This window comes from Actinoplanes sp. KI2, assembly GCF_025630775.1.
Classification (GTDB): domain Bacteria; phylum Actinomycetota; class Actinomycetes; order Mycobacteriales; family Micromonosporaceae; genus Actinoplanes.
Genome location: NZ_JAOSZE010000028.1, coordinates 99,047 through 118,840, shown reverse-complemented (window position 1 = coordinate 118,840; position 19,794 = coordinate 99,047). Strand labels below are relative to the sequence as shown.

Below are 19,794 nucleotides of genomic sequence, written 5' to 3'. Positions count from 1 at the left end.
ATTGTTAGCGTTCACACTCGACCCACGCCGCTGCCCCCGATGAAGGAGTTAAGCGCCATGAGATTCTCCCGGATGGGGGCTATTGCCTCCGCCGTTGTCCTTACCGCCGCGCTGACCGCCTGTGGCTCCAGCGAGAAGACTGCCGACAAGCAGGCTTCCGCGGGCGACACCAAGGGCGCACTGATCGGTGTCACCATGCCCACGAAGTCCTCCGAGCGGTGGATCTCCGACGGCGACAACCTGAAGAAGCAGCTCGAGGCTCTCGGCTACCAGGTCGACCTCCAGTACGCCGAGAACGACATCCCGACCCAGACCCAGCAGCTGGACAACCAGATCACCAAGGGCGCCAAGCTGCTGATCATCGCCTCGATCGACGGCACCGCGATCACCACCCAGCTGGAGAACGCGAAGGCCAACAAGATCCCGGTGATCGCCTATGACCGCCTGATCCGTAACAGCCCGAACGTGGACTACTACGCGACGTTCGACAACTTCAAGGTGGGTGTGCAGCAGGCGACCTCGCTGCTGACCGGTCTGAAGGTGCTCAACGCGGACGGTTCGAAGGGCAGCGCGAAGGGCCCGTTCAACATCGAGCTGTTCGCCGGCTCGCCGGATGACAACAACGCGACGTTCTTCTTCAACGGCGCGATGAGCATCCTCAAGCCGTACATCGACAACAAGACGCTGACCGTCAAGAGCGGCCAGACCGACTTCAAGACCGTCGCGATCCTGCGGTGGGACCCGGCGACCGCACAGAAGCGCATGGAGGATCTGCTGACCTCCACGTACAAGGGTGGCGCGAAGGTCGACGGCGTGCTCTCGCCGTATGACGGCCTGTCGATCGGCATCCTCTCCGCGCTGAAGAGCAACGGCTACGGCACGTCGGCGCAGAAGTACCCGGTCGTGACCGGTCAGGACGCCGAGCTCGCATCGGTCAAGTCGATCATCGCGGGTGAGCAGTACTCCACGATCTACAAGGACACCCGCGAGCTGGCCAAGACCACCGTGACGATGGCGGACGCCGTCCTCAAGGGACAGACGCCCCAGGTCAACAACACCACCGACTACGACAACGGCAACAAGGTCGTCCCGTCGATGCTGCTCCAGTCGGTGATCGTCGACAAGACCAACTACCAGAAGGTGCTGGTCGACGGCGGCTACTACACCCAGGCTCAGCTCGGGTAATGAGCGACACCATCCTCTCGATGCGGAGCATCACCAAGACGTTCCCCGGGGTCAAGGCCCTGTCGGACGTGAACTTGGAGGTGCTCCGCGGCGAGATCCACGCAATCTGCGGGGAGAACGGCGCCGGAAAGTCCACCCTCATGAAGGTGCTTTCCGGCGTCTACCCGTACGGCGACTACGAAGGTGAGATCACCTTCGACGGCGAGCCCTGCCGGTTCGGCGGTATCCGCGACAGCGAGCACCGCGGGATCGTGATCATCCATCAGGAGCTCGCGCTCGCGTCGAACCTCTCGATCGCCGAGAACATCTTCCTCGGCAACGAGCAGGCGACCCGCGGCTTCATCGACTGGAACAAGACCAACGCCGCGGCCGGCGAGCTGCTGCGGCGCGTCGGCCTGCGGGAGAACCCGGTCACCCAGGTGCTCGATCTGGGTGTCGGCAAGCAGCAGCTGGTGGAGATCGCGAAGGCGCTCTCCAAGGAGGTGCGCCTGCTGATCCTCGACGAGCCGACCGCGGCCCTCAACGACGAGGACTCGGCGCACCTGCTCGACCTGCTGCGCGGGCTGCGCGAATCCGGAATAACTTGTGTGATCATCTCCCACAAGCTCAACGAGGTCCTGGCGATTGCGGACACCGTGACGATCTTGCGGGACGGTAAAACGATCAGCACCACGCCGGTCGCCGACCTCACCGAGAACAGGATCATCTCTGGGATGGTCGGCCGGGACCTCGATCACCGGTTCCCGCCGCACGATCCGTCGATCGGTGACGAGATCTTCCGCGTCGAGGACTGGACCGTGCACAGCCCCACCCAGCACGGTCGTCTGCTGGTCGATCGCGCTTCGCTGTCGCTGCGCCGGGGGGAGATCGTCGGGCTCGCCGGCCTCATGGGCGCCGGTCGCACCGAGCTGGCGATGAGCATCTTCGGCCGCGCCTACGGCGCGAACATCAGCGGGCGCATCTTCAAGGACGGCAAGGAGATCCGCTTGCGGTCCGTGCGTGACGCGATCAAAAACGGCATTGCGTACGCCACGGAAGATCGCAAACGCTATGGGTTGAATCTGATCGAAGACATCAAGCGGAACATCTCGGCGGCGGCCCTCGGCCGGTTGGCCCGGGGCGGGTGGGTCGACGACAACGAGGAGTACCGGATCGCCGACGGATACCGCGCGTCGATGAACATCAAGGCGCCCAGCGTCTCGAGCATCACCGGCAAGCTCTCCGGCGGCAACCAGCAGAAGGTCGTCCTGTCCAAGTGGATCTTCACGGATCCGGACGTGCTGATCCTCGACGAGCCGACCCGCGGCATCGACGTCGGCGCCAAGTACGAGATCTACACGATCATCAATCGCCTTGCCGACCAGGGCAAGGCCGTGCTGGTCATCTCCAGCGAACTGCCCGAGCTGCTCGGGATCTGCGACCGCATCTACACGCTGTCGGCCGGGCGGATCACCGGTGAGGTGCCGCGCGCCGAGGCCACCCAGGAGGGCCTGATGACCCTCATGACCGCCGGACAGGAGGCAGGCAAGTGAGCCTCGCACCCACCAATGCCGACCTCGCCGTCGACGCCTCCGCGGAGGCGTCGACCCCGTCCTCCGGCCGCGGGCGTTTCTCCGTCAATTTGCGGCAGAGCGGCATCTACATCGCGTTCGCGCTGATCGTGTTGCTGTTCACGATCCTCACCGGCGGCGACTTGCTCGCGCCGCAGAACATCAGCAACATCATCGTGCAGAACTCGTACATCCTGATTCTCGCGATCGGCATGATCCTGGTGATCATCGCGGGCCACATCGACCTCTCGGTCGGATCGGTGGTGGCCGCCTGCGGCGCGGTCTCCGCCGTCCTGATGGTCAACCACCACATGGCCTGGCCGCTGGCGCTCGTGATCACGCTGGCGTTCGGCGCGGTGATCGGGATGTGGCAGGGCTACTGGGTCGCGTACTTCGGCATCCCGGCCTTCATCGTCACCCTCGCAGGCATGCTGCTGTTCCGGGCAATCACCCTGTGGATCCTGGGCAACCAGGGCATCGGCCCGTTCCCGGAAGCAGTCCGCACCCTGTCCAACGGCTTCACCAACGGCTATCTCGGTAACGTCGGGCTCGGCTCGTACCTGGGCGGCGCCGACCTGTTCAGTTTGCTGATCGGCGCGATCGCGGTGGCCGGGCTGATCGTGACCCAGTGGCGATCACGCGCCGGGCGGGCCCGCTACGGCCAGGCGGTCGACCCGGTCTGGCTGTTCGTCGCCAAGATCGTGGTATCCGCGGTCGTCATCATGTTCGTGATCGTGCAGCTGGCTCGCTTCCGCAACCTGCCGTGGGTGCTCGTGCTGCTGGCCGGCCTGGTGCTCGGTTACTCGCTGCTCGCGAACCGGTCCGTCTTCGGCCGCCAGATCTATGCGGTCGGCGGCAACCTGCAGGCGGCGACGCTGTCCGGCGTGAAGGTCAAGTCGATCATCTTCTGGATCTTCGTGAACATGGGCGTGCTGTCGGCCCTGGCCGGCATCATCTTCGCCGGCCGGCTCAACCAGGCCGGTCCGACCGCCGGCAACCAGTTCGAGCTGGACGCGATCGCGGCGGCCTTCATCGGCGGCGCGGCGGTGCAGGGCGGCGTGGGCAAGGTGGTCGGCGCGATCACCGGTGGCCTCATCATGGGTGTCATCAACAACGGCATGAGCCTGATCGGCGCGCCGTCCGAGCGGGTCATGCTCGTCAAGGGCGCCGTGCTGCTGGCGGCGGTCGCCTTCGACGTGTGGACGAAGCGGCGGGCCGGCGCGTCGCGCTGACCCGCTGCGGTGCCCTTTCCTGGGCCCGGCCGGTTCTCCGGCCGGGCCCTCTTCTACTCGGTCTCTTACTCGGTGGCGCCCATCAGCCGGGCTCGAGTCCGCTGCATGTCGGCGAGCTGCTCGTCCGTCATGGCGGCCCTGGCCTCGGCCCGTTTCCGGCTCATCTCGGCGAGCTCCTCCTCGCTGAGCTGACTCGCCCACTCGCGGCGGGTCCGGTTCATCTCCTCGATCTGCTCGGGGGTCAGGGGCTGGCTCATCGTGACCATCTCCTCGATCAACGTGACGAATTGCGACGGCTCCGGACGGTCCAACCTGGACAGCAACCCCAGCAGGCTGATCCGCACCTGCTGCGCCTGCCGGATGCGCTCCTCGGTCTCGGCCAGCTGACGTCGCAGGATCTCCCGGGGATCCTCGCCGCCGGCCGCCAGCGCCGCCGCGATGTCCCGCAACGGAAGGCCGAAGCCGCGCAGCGCGAGAATCGTGTGCAGCCGGCGCACGTCGTCGCCGGTGTAGCAGCGATGCCCGCCGGCCGTCCGCGACGACGGCACCAGCAGACCCAAACGGTCGTAGTGATGCAGCGCGCGTACGGTCACCCTGGTCGCCCGGGCGAGCTCGCCGATCCGCCATTCCTGCTGCTCGGTCATCTGTTCCCTCCCTTCGCGGTGCGTCTCGAACGCTAGGTCCTGACGTCGGGTCAGGTTCAAGGCCAACTTTCTTCGATTTCCGGGCAACCTTCCGGCCGCCTCGAACCACTAGATCACGTACACGTCGATCTGGAGGAGAGCACGCATGAAGCACGCGAAGGCCGGCCGCCTCGGCGGCCGGCGGGCGGCGCTGGCCGGCGGTTTCGCGATCGCCGTGGCGGCTGCGGCCGGGATCACGGCAAGCGCGTTTGCCGGCAGCAGCGGCTCAGTCTCAGCTGGCGGCTCGTTTTCCGGACCGCCTGCGGCTTCGGCGTCGCCCGCCGCCTCGTTGTCCACGGCTTCGGCGTCGCCCGCCGCCTCGTTGTCCACGGCTTCGGCGTCGCCCGCCGCTTCTTCGTCTCCCAGCGCCACCGCGACTGCGGCGCCCACCGCCGTCGCGACCGTCTGGCCGAAGGCGACCGGCACCACCACGCTGACGGCGACCAGGAAGGTCAGCGGGACGTTCGACGGCGCGAACACGGAGTTCATCGGCGGGGGAAACCTCGGCGACGGCAGCCAGGACGAAAACCAGGACCCCCTGTTCGAGTTGTCCGACGGCGCCACGCTGGCCGACGTCATCATCGGCGCGCCGGCCGCGGACGGCGTGCACTGCCTCGGCAGCTGCACGCTGCGCAACGTGTGGTGGCTGGACGTGGGCGAGGACGCCGCGACCTTCAAGGGCACCTCGGCGTCGCAGACCATGACGGTCGTCGGCGGCGGCGCGATGCACGCGTCGGACAAGGTGTTCCAGCACAACGGCCCCGGCACGTTCATCATCAAGGACTTCCAGGCCACCGACGTCGGCAAGCTCTACCGGTCGTGCGGCAACTGCAAGACGCAGTTCGCCCGGCACGTCCAGGTGTCGAACGTGACCGTCACCGCGCCGCTGAAGACCCTGGTCGGCATCAACCCGAACCTCGGCGACACCGCGACGATCACCGGCGCCACCCTCGTCGGCGGTACCGCGAAGAACGTGTGTGCCCTGTTCAAGGGCGTGACGAGCGGCGAGCCCACGCAGACGAGCAACGTCCCGGACGGCGTCGCCTGCCTGGCCACCGGCATCACGTTCGAGTAGACCGGCCGTGGGGCGCGGCGGCGCCCCACGACCCCGGCCCGCCGGCCCAGAGCCATCAGCCCAGCTCTGGGCCGGCGGGCCGAACCGAGCGAGCGGGCTACCGCGTGCCGAACCCAAGCGAGCGGGCTGCAGCGTGCCGAAGCCAAGCGAGCGGGCTGCAGCGTGCCGTTACAGGCGGAGGGCGCCTGGCGCCGTCGCCGGTACCACGGGATGCGCCGGGGCGACCGCGTCCACCCGCCGATACGGTTCGCCAATTTTCGGTCGCGGATCGTTCTCGCCCGCGTTCGGCCACATGCCGATCGCCCGCTCGGCGAGCGCCGTGATGGTGAGCGACGGATTCACGCCGAGGTTGGCCGCCACCGCCGAACCGTCGACGACATGCACCCCCGGATGCCCGTAGAGCCGGTGATACGGATCGATCACGCCGTGCTCGGGATCGGCCCCGATCGCGCACCCGCCGATGAAGTGACCGGTAGCCGGCCGCCCGATCAGCTCGGTCATCGACCCGAGCGGCACCCCGTCAATCTTGTCGGCCACCCGCCGAGCCACGTCGTGCGCCGCCGGCACCCAGACCGGATTCGGCTCGCCGATCCCTTCCCGGCTGCGGAGCCGCCCCCGCTTCCGATACAAAGTGATCGAGTTGTCCAGCGGTTGCATCCCGAGCAGCACAATGGTCTGTTCCGACCAATGCCGCGGCGACAGAACAAGCCGCAGGTCCTTACCCGATCGCAGCAGCTGCTTCGCCCCCGCGACCAATCGTGACCGCCCACCCGTGTCATCCACGAGCACGGTGCCGAGCAACGCCAGCAGGTTGCTGCCACGGCCATAACGCACCGGCTCGACGTGCGTGCTCGCATCCGGATGAATCGACGAGGTGATCGCCACTCCGCGGCTGTAGTCCCGATCCCGGCGCCGGGTTCGCGCCCCGAGGATCGATTCCGAGTTGGTCCGGCTGAGTTCCCCGAGCCGCTCGGAAATGCTCGGCAGGCTGCCCCGGTCCCGCAGGCGATGCAGCAACCGCTGGGTGCCGAGCGCCCCCGCCGCGAAAATGACCTGCCCGGCGCTGAGCTGACCCTTCGCGATCCCACCCGTCTTGCGGGTACGCACGGAGAAGCCCCCGCCGTCCAGCGGCCGCACATCGGTCACCGTGGTGAGCGGTTTGACCACGGCGCCGGCCCGTTCCGCGAGATACAGATAGTTCTTGACCAGCGTGTTCTTCGCCCCCACCCGGCATCCCGTCATGCACGAGCCGCAGAGGGTGCAGGCCCGCCGCTCCGGCCCGACCCCGCCGAAGTACGGATCGGCGATCGCCCGTCCCGCGCCGCCTTCGGTTCGCTCTCCGCTTTCCGAGTCGGCAAGCGCGGCTGTCTTTTTCTGATCACTTGCGGTGTCGGCGGCGAAGAGCACCCCCACCGGCGTACGGCGGTAGGTGTGGCCCACGCCCAGGTCGTCGGCCACCTCGCGCAGGGCGCGATCGGCGGCGGTCTCGACCGGGTTGGTCGTCACGCCCAGCATCCGCTTGGCCTGGTCGTAGGCGCCGGCGAGCTCGGCCTTCCAGTCGGTGATCGCCGACCATTGGGGATCGGCGAAGAACGCGTCCGGCGGCTCGTACAGGGTGTTGGCGTAGCCGAGCGAGCCGCCGCCCACCCCCGCGCCCGACATGATGAGCGCGTGTTTGAGCAGGGTCAGGCGGAGGATGCCGAAGCAGCCGAGCGCCGGGGCGTACACGTAGCGGCGCAGCCGCCACGAGGTCTGAGCGAACTCGTCGTCGGCAAAACGGCGCCCGGCCTCCAGCACCGCGACCCGATAACCCTTCTCGGTCAGGCGTAGCGCACTGACGCTGCCGCCGAAGCCCGAGCCGATGATGACGACGTCAAAGTCATACGTCATGGCGTACGGTGGCACCGTTGTTGGCGACATGTCAATAAGTGGAGGAGCGGTGAACCATCATCGACGCGGCACCGGCAGCCCGATCGTGCTGATCCATGGCATCGGCAGCCGCTGGCAGGTCTGGAACCCGATCCTCGCCCGGCTCGCCGAGCACCACGAGGTGATCGCCCTCGACCTGCCCGGCTTCGGCGCCAGCGCCCCCGACGACGCAATTGCCGACATAAGCGATGCCGGATTCGCCGTCCCCTCTGACGCTGGCATGGCTGTCACCTCCGACCCCGGCATGGCTGTCACCTCCGACCCCGGCATGGCTGTCACCTCCGACCCCGGCATGGCTGTCACCTCCGACCCCGGCATGGCTGTCACCTCCGACCCCGGCATGGCTGTCACCACCGACGGCGGCATGGCTGCTGCTTCCGGCGCCGGCATCGCCGGTGCCGACGGGCGGCCGGAGCGAGTCTCCGGCGGTGGGCTGAGCGGGACGGGATCGGTTCCGCAGCTGGCTGATCGGGTGGGCGAGTTCCTGACCGAGCTGGGCGTGGAGCGACCGACGATCGGCGGCAGCTCGCTGGGTGGCGGGGTCGCGCTCGAACTGGCTCGCCGTGGCGTGGCAAGGTCGGTGGTCGCGTTCTCGCCGGTCGGCTTCTTCGGTGCGGTTGGTGCCGCCTGGTGCCGTACCGTCGTGTCGGCCGCACGTGCCGGCGGCACGACGCTGAGCCCGGCCCTTCCGCGTCTCTTCGCCACCCGCGCCGGGCGGGTGGCGTTGTGCGGAGTCTTCTACGGTCACCCCGCCGCCCTCGCGCCGGAGGACTGCCTCGCCGACGCCCGCGCGTTGGTGACCGCGCCCGGCTTCGCGACGGCCCGGCGTCGGCTGGGGGAGTGGCGGGTGACCTCGGCGATCACCGGCGTGCCGATCACGATCGCGTGGGGCGACCGCGATCTCGTCCTGCCCAGGCGGCAGGCGCGCCGGGCACGACAGGTGCTCCCGAACGCGAGGCACGTTCGGCTGCCCGGTTGCGGACACCTGCCGTTCGCGGACGACCCGGAGGCGTGCGCGCGCCTGCTCCTGGAAGCGGCCTGACCCCGCCCGGGGCGCTATTGGCAGGGTGCCAACAGGCTGCTACGTTCGGCGCAAGAATCGTGCCGCCGCCCTGGCGCGCGGAGAGGGGGACGCGATGAGCCAGCCCCGCGACACCGCTCTGAATGAGCCAGTTGCCGTCGACAGCCGGCAGACATGACACAACCTCGGGTAGTGATCATCGGAGCCGGGTTCGGGGGAATTGCGGCGGCCGACGCGCTCCTCAAGGCCGGCTATCGCGATGTCGTGGTGCTGGAGAAGGCCTCCCGGATCGGCGGCGTGTGGCGGGACAACGCGTATCCGGGATGCGCCTGCGACATTCCGGCGCCGCTCTACTCGTACTCGTTCGCGCTGAATCCGGAATGGTCGCGTCGCTTCCCGCCGCACGGCGAGATCCTCGAGTATCTGCGGCGGACCGCGGATCGGCTCGGCGTCAGCGAGAAGGTGCGGCTCGGCGTCGAGGTCACCGAGGCCTGCTGGGACGAAAAGGACGGTTGCTGGCGGCTGCGTACAAATACCGGCGAGGAAATCGAGGCCGATGTGCTGGTGCCGGCCGTCGGCCAGTTGAGCCGGCCCGTCGTGCCGTCGTTGCCGGGCGCCGAAACCTTCGCCGGTCCCACCCTGCACACCGCCCAATGGGATTCGAGCCGGCCGGTCGAAGGCAAACGGGTCGCGGTCGTCGGCACCGGGGCGAGCGCCATTCAACTCGTCCCGGCGATAGCCGGCTCCGCCGAAAGCGTCACCGTTTTCCAGCGCAGCGCGCCGTGGACGCTGCCGAAACCCAATCGGCGGTACGGGGCCGGGCGGCGCGCTGCGTACCGGATGATGCCGCGCCTGATGCGCCTGCCGCGCGCCGGCACCTGGGCAATGACGGTGGTCACCGGGAAGGCGGTGACCGGGAATCGAGCGGCCGGCCTGCTGTTGCGTGGGATATCCACGGCGCAACGGCGATGGCAGGTGCGGGATCGCGCGCTCCGGGCGCGGGTCACGCCGGCCGAGCCGATGGGCTGCAAACGGGTTCTGTTCACCAGCGACTGGCTACCGACCCTCGCGCGCGAGGACGTTCGTCTGGTCACCGAGAAAATCGTCGAGGTGACCGCCGACGGCATTCGCACCGCCGACGGCGAACTGCACGGCTGCGACCTCATCGTGTACGCGACGGGCTTCGCGGCCACCGAGTTCCTGGCGCCGATGCGCATCACGGGGCGGGGCGGCAGCTTATTGCAGGACGAGTGGCGCGACGGGGCGTACGCGTATCTGGGTGTCGCCGTTCCGGGCTTTCCCAACCTGTTCCTGATGTACGGCCCGAACACGAACACGGGAAACACCTCGGTTATCTACTTCCACGAGTCCCAGGCCCGGTATCTGGCGCAGGCGGTGCGCCGGATCGCCGAGACCGGCAGGCCGTTGGAGGTGCGGCGGGAACGGGCGCTGGCGTACGACGACGAGATGCAGCGGCGGCTGGCCGGCAGCGTGTGGACCGGCTGCCAGAGCTGGTACCGGACCGCGACCGGCCGGGTCGTCACGAACTGGCCGGGAATGGCGTCCGAATACCGCCGCCGCACCGCCCGGCTCGACGTCGCTGACTACGCTCCGATAACGAACGAGTCCGTTCCGTATTGACGGCTGTTAGCGTGACAGCCATGCGACGGGGAGCCGCGGTGCTGCTGTTGCTGGTCTGCGCGCTGGTCGCGGCCTGCTCCGGCGACGAGGATTGGCTGACCGCCCAACTGGTCGACGGCAGGGTGGTGCTGACCATCGGCGGCCAATGCGACGAGGACAGCTATCTGAGTCGGGTGGACGTCGCCGTTTCGGGAGTCGCGCCGAGGCAGACACTGTGGGCCGCCTCGGCCGGCACGAAACCGGCCGCGGCGACCCCGACGGTGACCGTGGGGGTCAGCCCGCCGGGCTTCCGGGAATTGACCCGGCTCGACACTCTCACCTGGCCCATCAGCGTCGACGTGTGGACCAATTTCCGCTACGTCGTCGACATTCCCTACGACGACCTTTCGGCCGGGCACGTCGTGAAGTACTCACCTCAACCGGTCTTCAACGAGTTGTCCCCGGTGCATCCGGCCCGCTGCTAGCCCTCCGCGGTGGCGACGTACCGCCCGCCCGGGCGAGTGCCGAAGGTGACGCTTTCCCCGGAGCCGGAGCCGGAGCCGGAGCCGGAGCCGGACCCGGAGCCGGAGCCGGGCCCGGACCCGGAGCCGGACCAGGGCGCGGGCCCGGAGCCGGAGCCGGTGGCCGCGACCGTGCGATGCGAATCGGCGTCGGTCAATCGGAAAGCCGCACCGAACAACGGGCTGCGCAGCGTGACTCGGCCGGCCCGACCGGCGGTCACCGTGATTTCGCGGGCCGCGCCGGCCGCCCACGCGATGTCGACGGTCAGATCGCCGCGGGCGCGCAATCCGCTCACCCGCCCGTCCGGCCACCGCGCCGGCAGCGCGGGCAGGATGTGCACCTCGTCGCCGTGACTCTGCAGCAGCATCTCGATGATGCCGGAGGTTGCGCCGAAATTGCCGTCGATCTGGAACGGCGGGTGGGTGTCCCAGAGATTGGCGAGCGTGCTCGTCCTCAGCTGTTCGCTGAGCATCTGGTGAGCGTGGTCGCCGTCGAGCAGCCGCGCCCAGAAGTTGATTTTCCAGGCCTTGCTCCAGCCGGTGCCGCCGTCGCCGCGGGCCCGCAGAGAAACCTCGGCGGCCGCGGCGAGTGCGGGCGTCGTGGCCGGCGAGATCTGGCGGCCGGGATGCAGCGCGAACAGATGCGAGACGTGGCGGTGGTCGTCGGCCGGGTCGTCCCAGTCGCCCTTCCATTCCTGCAACTGACCCCACGAGCCGATCCGGGTGCCGGGGTCCAGGCGGTGCAGGGCGGCGGCCACCTCTTTGCCGAATCGGGTGTCCCCGACGAGCGCGGCCGCCTCGACCACGCTGGTGAACAGATCGAAGACGATCTGCTGGGACATCGAGGCGCCGGCCGTGAAGTCGCCGTGCTCGGGCGAGTAGCTGGGGGAGGCGACCAGGGTGCCGTCGCGCGGGTCGACGATGAGCACGTCCAGCCAGAAACGGGTCACCTCACGCATGACCGGGTAGGCGCGTTCCCGCAGGAAACGGTGGTCCAGCGTGAACCGGTAATGGTCGTAGAGGTGCCGGCAGAGCCAGGCGGGCGCCTCCGGGAACCAGAACGCGGTCGGCCAGTCGTGGACGCCGGTGAACCCGTACGGGTTGGTCTCGTTGTGCAGTACGAAGCCCGGTGCGCCGAACATCTGCCGGGCGGTCACCGCGCCCGGCTCGCGTTCCGCGTCGATGAACGCGAACAGCGGCCCGGCGGTGTCGCCCAGGTTCGCCGGATCGGCGAGCCAGTAGTTCATCTGGACGTTGATGTTGGTGTGGTAATCGGCGCTCCACGGCGCGGCGTCGTATCGGTTCCACACGCCCTGCAGGTTGGCCGGCAGTTGCGCATCCTCCCGGGAGGAGCTGGAGGAGCGGGAGGAACCGATCAGCAGGTACCGCCCGTATTGGAAGAACAGCGCCTCGAGCGCCCGGTCCGCCGGGCTGCCCGCCCCCTGATAGCCGGCAAGCAACTCGTCGGTCGGCGCGTCCGGCATGCGCTGGCCGAGGTCCAGACTCACCCGGCCGAACAATGCCCGATGGTCGCGGACGTGGGCGGCCAGCAGTTTCTCGTACGGCTGGGCGGCCGCCCGGTCGAGATCGGCGGTGACTCGGCGATGCGGGTCGGTTCCGCGGTACTGCGGGTATCTGCCGGAGTAGTCGGTGCCGGCCGCGATCAGGATCGTCGCCGCGTCGGCGCCGGCGACGCTGACCGAGCCGTCCGGGTTGTCGGTCCGGGTGCCGCCCCGGGTCAGGACCTGGATCTGACCCTCGAAGCGAAGACCGTTGTCGGTGAGCGCGCCCGCCACGGAGATGCGGCCGTTCGCGGCGGTCGTCATCGCGGTGCGGTTGGCGGGTACCACGATGCCGGCGGTGAAGTTCACCTCGCCCGGGCGGGAGGCGCCGAGCCGGACGACGATCACCCGGTCCGGGTGGCTGACGAAGTGCTCGCGAACGTGCCGTACGCCATCGGCGAGGTAGGAAACCCGGGCCACCGCCGTGGTCAGATCGAGCTCGCGCCGATACCCGGTTGCGGTCGCCTCCGGCATGGCGAGCGTGAGATCTCCGAAGCTCTGATAGCTGCCGTAGCCGTACCGGGCCTGCCCGAGCGCCGCCGCGACCTCTTCCGGCGGCACCCGCTCCCGCTCGTTGATCTGCCGCTGCATCTGGGCGATCGCACCCGGTCGCGGCGTCCGCCAGTTCCCGAAGTCGTAGCCCTCCGACCCGGGTCCGCCCGTCCACAGTGTCTTCTCGTTGAACTGGATCGTTTCCGACCCGATCTGACCGAACACCATCGCGCCGAGCGTTCCGTTGCCGATCGGAAGTGCCTGACTCTCCCAGTCCGTGGCCGGCTCGTCGTACCAGAGCGTGAGGCCCGGCGCGGCATTCTCCGCGGCCTCGGCCCAGCCGGGCGACCCGGCCGCGACCCCTGCGACCGCCGCGCCCGTACCCGCCAGCACCGCCCGCCGCGAAACCGTCCGGTCAGTCAGTGGTTGCACGTCCCCTCCTCGCATGGATCGGCAGACATCGATATCCATGGAGGGTATGGCGACGCAGCGGCCAAGGAAAGGCCTTTCCTCGAGCTGGCGGCCGTGCCCACCCTCGATCACCGCGAGGTGGTCGCGGTGATCGAGGGACTGTCGTCAGGGGACGTCTACGAGCAGGCCGGGGCGACGAAGTACGGGTGAGTGCCCCGAGTGAAGCGGCACCCGAACTCGGGCGACGCCACCACCTTCGGGTTGAGGATGGCGTCCCCGGCCGGCCGGTGACCGGTGTGGATCCAGGTCGTCAGGTCGTCGAAGCCCTCGGTCAGTTCCTGCTGGTTGAAGTCGCAGTGTCCGACACCGCGGATGGCGCGGGAAACGAACAGGCTCGACTGGCGGTGGACGGCGACGCGCTGGGCGTACACCTGCTCCATGGAGAACGGCACGAAGAGGTCGCCGACGTCGTGCAGCGACAGGACCGGGATGCGCGGGTTGCCGTCGACGCGCGGGATGCCGGACAGGCCCGGGTCCGCGTCGGCGGTGTGCCGGACGCGCAGGACCGACGCGTTCAGCTGCCATTCGGCCGCGGTCGGCCACCACCGGTCGGTGCTGCGGTAGAGCGTGAACCGGTTGTCGGTCACGTTCCCGGGTGCGATGTTCGACGTGCCGCCGGTCAGGCCGGGGTAGAGGCCGAACAGGAACGGCAGGTCGTTCAGCGGAGCCAGCGACGTCGCGGTGTTCCAGTAGGCGAACGCGCCGTCGAAGCCGGGCCGCGGGCCGCCGGTGCGGCGCTCGACCACATCGGACCAGGTTTGACCGGCCGCGGTCAGCGCGGGCGGCTGGCCGGTCTTGACGCCGAGCGCGGGCAGGATCGCGGCGACCTTGGCCCGCCACTGGTCCTGGTAGTCGGCCGGCGGGTTGAGCGGGAAGTCGATCGGCACCTTGGCCAGCGCGGCGGCGGTGACGTTCGCGTCCAGGAAGTAATCGAACAGCCGCACGTCGCCGAGCACGCCGCAGTAGGGCATCGCGCCCGCGAACGTCCGGGGATAGGTTTCGATCGCGACCGCGGTGATCTGGCCGCCCATCGACTCGCCGCTCATGATGACGCTCTTCGGCGCGTGACCGGTCGCCTGGCGGAAAAGACCGATCGTCGCGTACGAGTCACGGACGCCCTGCCCCACGTCGTATCCGTTGGTCGCGTAGCTCGAGGCGGCCCAGGCGTAGCCCGCGTCGATGTAGTGCGCCCGCAGCTCGGGGCTGTTCACGAAGACGGTCTTGCCGGCGCCGCGGTAGCCGTGCGCCCAGACGACCAGGGTCCCGTTCCAGTTGGCCGGAACCTCGATCCGGTACGCCGCGCCCGCGCTGATCCCGGTGTAGGCCCGGGCGTTCGGCAGGGCGACGAACGGCGTCCCGTTGGTGTCACAATTCGGATCGAAAACCGTGTAGCCCGGCTGCGTGCTGCTCGGCACCGGAGCGACGCAGGTCGGAGTATCTGCAGCAAATGACGGTTCGCCCACCGCGGCGAGCGGGAGCACCAGAGTCAGGACGAGAGCAGCACGCTTCCAGCTGGTTATCATCGCGTTACCTCCCGGTAACATCCAAAGCTTGCCATTAATGACTGTCAAGGCTCCGAACGGCTTGAGCGGCAATACGGCCACAGGGCGGCCACAACGCTGTTGAAGTCCCCACCGATGTCGTGTACTACCTCGTCAGGCCCAACGGCCGGACGGAACGGGATCGCGATGACACCCGATGGTGAGACGGCGGCGGGAGGGCCGGTGAACGTGGCGCACTGGGCCGAGACGCTGGCGTTCGTCGACGAGCGTCGCCGGGCGGTGCTCGACCGTGATCCGACCGGCCGGGACGGCGTCGATCTGCTCGAGATCGAGCTGGTGCGAGCGTGTCTGACCGCGGCGCTCGGCGATCACCGGCTGCGCGACGAAGCGTTGGCGTCGGCGGGTGCGGCCGCCACGGCCGCGGCCATCGCGTGGGTACGCGACCGCGGGCGGGTCGAGCTTCCCGTGCCCGGCGGTGCGCGGCTCGTCCCGGCTCGCGGCGTCTCGATCGGCCCGAGCACCTGGCTGGCGGCCGTCGGGGCGTGCCGGGTGCTGCGCGACGAGGCCGGACTCACCGCGCTCGGCCATCCGCCGCTGCTCGAACTGCTCGGCGAGATCGCCGACGACTTCTGGACACCGGTCGGCCGGGCGCTGACCGGGCCGACCGCGGAATCGATCGCAACCGCTCGCGCGGCGGTGGCCGAGCACGGCGCGACGGCGGCCGAACCGGAGTTCGTCTCCCTTCGCGTACGGCCGCTGCTGGAGATCTTGAACGCCGGAGACCAGGCGGCGTTCGACGCCGCGCTCGCCGCGGCCGTGCGGTGTCACGACGAGTTCTACCTGTACGACGAGTGGGAGTACGACTCGCTGGGCCTGCTCGCGCTCCCCGTGCTCGGCCTGGCCGCGCACGGCCACGATCGCGGGTTCCACATCGGGCACGCTTCCGATCGGTTGCCGCCGGATCTGATCCGTGGCGGACTCCGCGCGCTCGGCCCGGTGCGATACCACTTCCCGCCGGCCCGCCTGCACCGCCGCGAAGAGGCCCAGTGGTTCCTCGATCTGGAGGGCTTTCCGCGCCAGGGCCGCGGTCACGATCGCCGGGAGGAGGCGGGCAGGATGATGGGGACCTACACGGCGCGCAACGGACCCGGCATCCTGGACGCCATTCTCGTGGCCGACGAGGAGTTCGCGCCCGGGCTGGAGGACCTGCTGGACGTGGGCGAGCTCGTCCTGGTCGCCGACCTCCTGGCCGGCCGAGGCGGGGACGATCGGCGGCGGCGGGCCTGGCTCACCGAGGCCGCGGACTGTCTCGCCGCCGCTCGCGACCGATCGGAACCGCGCTTCGTGCACGAGCGGGGCTGGGCCGCGTACCGCGCGGAACCGAGCCGATTCGATCCCGACCGACTCGCCGCCGTGGAGAGCGCGTGGCGCGAGATGGCCGACTCGGCGGCCGATGTGTCCACCACCGTGCTGCGGCTGCGGCTCGAGCCGATGCTGCAAGCGATCGCGTCCGATCGCACGGGGGTGGCGCTGCGCGAGCTACGCCCGCGGGACGACGACTACGCCAAGACGTTCGCCGCGGCCGTTGTCGATCGGGCGCGGCGACACTACGAGTCGCTGTGGGCGGGACCGCTCGATTTCCGGCACCCCGACTCCGGCGCCCACGTCGAGATCCACGTGGCGCCGCTCGGTGACGACCAGGAGCTGTTCCCGGGCGGACGCGGCGAGATCGCCGGTCTGCTGCTGCCGGGCCGGGTCTGGGCGTCCTGGCGCTACGTCACCCCGGGCCGCACGGCCGGCCTGTCCTACGACGGCCTGGCCTGGTGCGACGACCATTGGGCCTGGTTCCCCAAGCCCTACCGCCTGCTCCCCGGCTAGGTGGCCGGCGAAGACTGAGCGGGCGGCGAGGGCGGGGCCGCCGTGCTCTCCCGCACCACCGGCGCGGGCGGCGAGGGCGGGGCCGCCGTGCTCTCCCGCACCACCAGCGTGGTCGGCACCAGAACCGTCCCCGGCTCGGCCCGCTCGTCCCGGATCTGTGCGAGCAACCCGTGCACACACCGCCGCCCCACCTCGGCGAAATCCTGGTGCACGGTCGTGAGCGGCGGCAGGTACGACGTAGCGTCCGGGATGTCGTCGAAACCGACCACGCTCACCTCGGACGGCACCCGCCGCCCCGTCTCGTGCAGCGCCCGCAACACCCCCAGCGCCATCTGGTCGTTGGCCGCGAAGATCGCCGTGCACGTGGGCTCCGAGGCGAGCCGGAGACCGGCGCGATAGCCGGAGGCGGCCGACCAGTCGCCCCGCTCGACCGGCGGCACGACACGCCCCGCCTCCTCGAGCGTGGTCCGCCAGGCCTGGGCCCGCCGCTCCGACGAGAACGACTCGGCCGGGCCGGTGACGTGCCAGACCGTCTCGTGTCCGAGGTCCAGCAGATGCCGTACGGCCTGCCGGGCCCCGTCCGCCTGATCGGTGTCGACCACCGGATACCGATCGCCGGCGTCCGAGTCGACCACCACCACCTGTACGCCCGGGGGCAGGGTCAGATCGACCGCGTCGAGCAGGTGCACCTCCATGATCACGATGATGCCGTCGACGGCCAGCTCGCCGAGGCGGGTGAACGCCCCGAGCACGCCGTCCTGGGTCGGCGCCGCCACCGGGAACAGCGTGATCGCGTACCCCTCCTGGGCGGCCTGGGTGGCGATCGCCTCGACCGTCCGGCTGTTGCCGGTGGTGGACAACGTAAACAAAATGACGCCAATAGTATGAAATGTGCCCCGTTTCAGGGCACGTGCGGCGCTGTTCGGTCGGTACCCGAGCTCGCGCATCGCCGCGAGCACCTGCCGGCGGGTCGACTCGACCACGCCGGGGTGCCCGGTGGAGACCCGGGAAACGGTCTGCGAAGACACTCCGGCCAGGCGTGCGACGTCGGCCATCGACGCTCCGCGGGTGCGGCGCGGCGATGCAGAGTCGCTCCTTGACGATCCGTGCACGTGGTGAAACTATCACCACGATGTTTACGTAAACATCACAGGGGCCAACGCCATGAAACACAAAGCAACACGAGCGAACGGGGCGCCCCATCGGTACCGATGTTTGCGTAAACATTCTCGTGCGATCGGAAGGGTGAGGGCATGGCAGTTCCTCAGGTCGTGGCGCCGCCGGGCGTCCGCCGGCGCCGTCGCTCGTGGAAGGGCTGGCAGTTCGTCGGGCCGTTCATGCTGGTCTTCGCCCTGGTGTTCCTCGCGCCGATCGGGTACTCGATCTACCTGAGCCTGTTCAAGAACCGGCTGATCGGCGGGAACTCGTTCGTCGGGCTGGACAACTACCGGCAGGCGCTGCACGACTCCGAGTTCTGGTCGGCGTTCGGCCGGGTGGCGCTGTTCCTGGTGGTCCAGGTGCCGATCATGCTGCTGCTCGCGCTGCTGGTGGCGCTCGCCATCGACAGCGGCCGGCTGCACGGCAAGGCGTTCTTCCGGGTGACGATCTTCCTGCCGTACGCGGTGCCGGCCGTCGTCGCGACGCTGATGTGGGGCTTCATGTACGGCTCCCAGTTCGGCCTGGTCGGCAACATCAACGACGCGCTGAACGTCTCGCTGCCCGACCCGCTCGGCTCGCACCTGGTGCTCGCGTCCATCGGCAACATCGTGACCTGGGAGTTCGTCGGCTACAACATGCTGATCTTCTACTCCGCGCTGCGCGTCGTGCCGGCCTCGCTCTACGAGTCCGCGGAGATCGACGGCGCCGGCCAGTTCCGGGTCGTCACGGCGATCAAGCTGCCGGCCATCCGCGGTGCCCTGGTGATCGCCACGATCTTCTCGGTGATCGGCAGCTTCCAGCTGTTCAACGAGCCGGCCATCCTCCGCCCGCTGGCCAAGAACGTGCTGACCACGAGCTACACCCCCAACCTGTACGCCTACTCGCTGTCCTTCTCCGGCCAGCAGTACAACTACGCCGCCACCGTGGCGATCATCATGGGCGTCATCACCATGGTCATCGCGTACGTCGTGCAGCTCCGCGGCACGAGGGAGAAGTGATGACCGCCGCGGTGCAGTCGTCCGGCCGTACGCGGAAAGCCGCTCCCGTCGCCCACCGGCCCTACCGCCGCAACTCCAAGCGCAGCCTCACCCTTACGGTGCTCACCTCGATCGTCGCGATCTACAGCCTGATCCCGCTGGTCTGGCTGCTGATCAACTCGACCAAGACGCAGGAGGGCCTGCTCAGCTCGTTCGGCCTGTGGTTCGACGACGGGAAGTTCGCGCTCTGGGAGAACATCCGGCAGACCCTCACGTACGACAATGGGGTGTTCCTGCGCTGGCTGGGCAACACGGTGCTGTACGTGGTGGTCGGCGCCGGCGGTGCGACGTTCCTGGCCACGCTGGCCGGCTACGGGCTGGCCAAGTTCGACTTCGTCGGCCGGCGCGGGGTCTTCGCCGTGGTCATCGGCGCGGTCGCGGTGCCCGGCACCGCCCTCGCGGTGCCCACGTTCCTCATGTTCAGCAAGATGGGCATCACCAACACGCCGTGGTCGGTGATCATCCCGTCGCTGATCACCCCGTTCGGGCTCTACCTGATGTGGACCTTCTCCGGTCAGGCGGTCCCGGACGAGATGCTCGAGGCCGCCCGGATCGACGGCGCCGGCGAGTTCCGCACCTTCTTCCGCATCTCCGTGCCGCTGCTGGCACCCGGCATCGTCACGGTCCTGCTCTTCAGCATGGTGGCCACCTGGAACAACTACTTCCTGCCGCTGATCATGCTGAAGGACCCGGACTGGTACCCGCTGACCATCGGCCTGAACTCCTGGAACGACCAGGCGGCGACGGCGGGCAGCCAGGCCGTGTTCAACCTCGTCATCACCGGATCGCTCCTCACGATCCTGCCGTTGCTCGCGGCCTTCCTGCTTCTCCAGCGCTACTGGCAGTCCGGCCTCGCCGTCGGCAGCGTCAAAGAATGA

16 protein-coding genes are annotated in these 19,794 nt (G+C 69.1%); 10 read left to right on the top strand and 6 right to left on the bottom strand.

The window, feature by feature from the left end; all coding sequences use genetic code 11:
• Positions 1-57 precede the first annotated feature (57 nt).
• From chvE to mmsB, 3 genes are read left to right on the top strand one after another with little or no spacing between them, the layout of a single operon-like run.
• The gene (chvE, locus tag ODJ79_RS28440; RefSeq protein ID WP_263026661.1) at positions 58-1,185 is read left to right on the top strand and encodes a multiple monosaccharide ABC transporter substrate-binding protein; all 1,128 of its coding nucleotides are present in this window, start codon (positions 58-60) and stop codon (positions 1,183-1,185) included.
• Positions 1,185-2,717 (top strand): multiple monosaccharide ABC transporter ATP-binding protein, encoded by a 1,533-nt coding sequence (mmsA, locus tag ODJ79_RS28435; RefSeq protein ID WP_263026660.1) that lies wholly within the window; start codon positions 1,185-1,187, stop codon positions 2,715-2,717. The genes chvE and mmsA overlap by 1 nt, the downstream gene beginning before the upstream one ends.
• A complete protein-coding gene (mmsB, locus tag ODJ79_RS28430; RefSeq protein ID WP_263026659.1) occupies positions 2,714-3,967 on the top strand; it encodes a multiple monosaccharide ABC transporter permease in 1,254 nt (417 codons plus the stop codon). Before mmsA ends, mmsB begins: the two co-directional genes overlap by 4 nt.
• 65 nt (positions 3,968-4,032) lie before the next feature.
• Here the strand turns inward: mmsB and ODJ79_RS28425 are convergent, their stop codons facing one another.
• Together ODJ79_RS28425 and ODJ79_RS28420 are read right to left on the bottom strand one after the other, a co-directional pair.
• Complete coding sequence (locus ODJ79_RS28425) at positions 4,033-4,611, bottom strand: MerR family transcriptional regulator (protein ID WP_263026658.1); 579 nt, start codon at positions 4,609-4,611, stop codon at positions 4,033-4,035.
• 108 nt (positions 4,612-4,719) lie between these two features.
• Positions 4,720-5,139 carry a hypothetical protein gene (locus ODJ79_RS28420; protein ID WP_263026698.1) on the bottom strand — a complete coding sequence of 140 codons (420 nt, stop codon included), beginning with the start codon at positions 5,137-5,139 and terminating at the stop codon, positions 4,720-4,722.
• Here ODJ79_RS28420 and ODJ79_RS28415 point away from each other — a divergent pair.
• Complete coding sequence (locus ODJ79_RS28415; RefSeq protein ID WP_263026696.1) at positions 5,084-5,725, top strand: pectate lyase; 642 nt, start codon at positions 5,084-5,086, stop codon at positions 5,723-5,725. The genes ODJ79_RS28420 and ODJ79_RS28415 overlap by 56 nt on opposite strands.
• A gap of 168 nt (positions 5,726-5,893) precedes the next feature.
• On the opposite strand, the gene ODJ79_RS28410 is transcribed toward ODJ79_RS28415, so the two are convergent.
• Complete coding sequence (locus ODJ79_RS28410) at positions 5,894-7,615, bottom strand: GMC family oxidoreductase (RefSeq protein WP_263026657.1); 1,722 nt, start codon at positions 7,613-7,615, stop codon at positions 5,894-5,896.
• 49 nt (positions 7,616-7,664) lie between these two features.
• Here ODJ79_RS28410 and ODJ79_RS28405 point away from each other — a divergent pair, with 49 nt between their 5' ends.
• The 3 genes from ODJ79_RS28405 (at position 7,665) to ODJ79_RS28395 (ending at position 10,780) form a co-directional block, all read left to right on the top strand.
• Complete coding sequence (locus ODJ79_RS28405) at positions 7,665-8,696, top strand: alpha/beta fold hydrolase (protein ID WP_263026656.1); 1,032 nt, start codon at positions 7,665-7,667, stop codon at positions 8,694-8,696.
• Between the two features lie 171 nt (positions 8,697-8,867).
• A complete protein-coding gene (locus ODJ79_RS28400; protein WP_263026655.1) occupies positions 8,868-10,316 on the top strand; it encodes a flavin-containing monooxygenase in 1,449 nt (482 codons plus the stop codon).
• 20 nt (positions 10,317-10,336) lie between these two features.
• Complete coding sequence (locus ODJ79_RS28395) at positions 10,337-10,780, top strand: hypothetical protein (RefSeq protein WP_263026654.1); 444 nt, start codon at positions 10,337-10,339, stop codon at positions 10,778-10,780.
• On the opposite strand, the gene ODJ79_RS28390 is transcribed toward ODJ79_RS28395, so the two are convergent.
• Both ODJ79_RS28390 and ODJ79_RS28385 read right to left on the bottom strand, forming a co-directional pair.
• A complete protein-coding gene (locus ODJ79_RS28390; protein ID WP_263026653.1) occupies positions 10,777-13,302 on the bottom strand; it encodes a glycoside hydrolase family 95 protein in 2,526 nt (841 codons plus the stop codon). The two genes, ODJ79_RS28395 and ODJ79_RS28390, sit on opposite strands and share 4 nt — an antisense overlap.
• Positions 13,303-13,457: 155 nt before the next feature.
• Positions 13,458-14,756: a lysophospholipase gene (locus ODJ79_RS28385; RefSeq protein WP_263026652.1), complete on the bottom strand. Its 1,299-nt coding sequence runs from the start codon at positions 14,754-14,756 to the stop codon at positions 13,458-13,460.
• 309 nt (positions 14,757-15,065) lie between these two features.
• On the opposite strand from ODJ79_RS28385, the gene ODJ79_RS28380 reads away from it, so the two are divergent.
• Positions 15,066-16,721: an immunity 49 family protein gene (locus ODJ79_RS28380; protein WP_263026651.1), complete on the top strand. Its 1,656-nt coding sequence runs from the start codon at positions 15,066-15,068 to the stop codon at positions 16,719-16,721.
• Here ODJ79_RS28380 and ODJ79_RS28375 read toward each other — a convergent pair.
• Positions 16,718-17,776, bottom strand: coding sequence for a LacI family DNA-binding transcriptional regulator (locus ODJ79_RS28375; RefSeq protein ID WP_263026650.1), 1,059 nt, complete (start codon positions 17,774-17,776; stop codon positions 16,718-16,720). The genes ODJ79_RS28380 and ODJ79_RS28375 overlap by 4 nt on opposite strands.
• A 198-nt stretch (positions 17,777-17,974) precedes the next feature.
• Here ODJ79_RS28375 and ODJ79_RS28370 point away from each other — a divergent pair, with 198 nt between their 5' ends.
• On the top strand, positions 17,975-18,877 hold the full coding sequence (locus ODJ79_RS28370) for a carbohydrate ABC transporter permease (RefSeq protein WP_263026649.1): 903 nt from the start codon (positions 17,975-17,977) through the stop codon (positions 18,875-18,877).
• Complete coding sequence (locus tag ODJ79_RS28365) at positions 18,877-19,794, top strand: carbohydrate ABC transporter permease (protein ID WP_263026648.1); 918 nt, start codon at positions 18,877-18,879, stop codon at positions 19,792-19,794. The genes ODJ79_RS28370 and ODJ79_RS28365 overlap by 1 nt, the downstream gene beginning before the upstream one ends.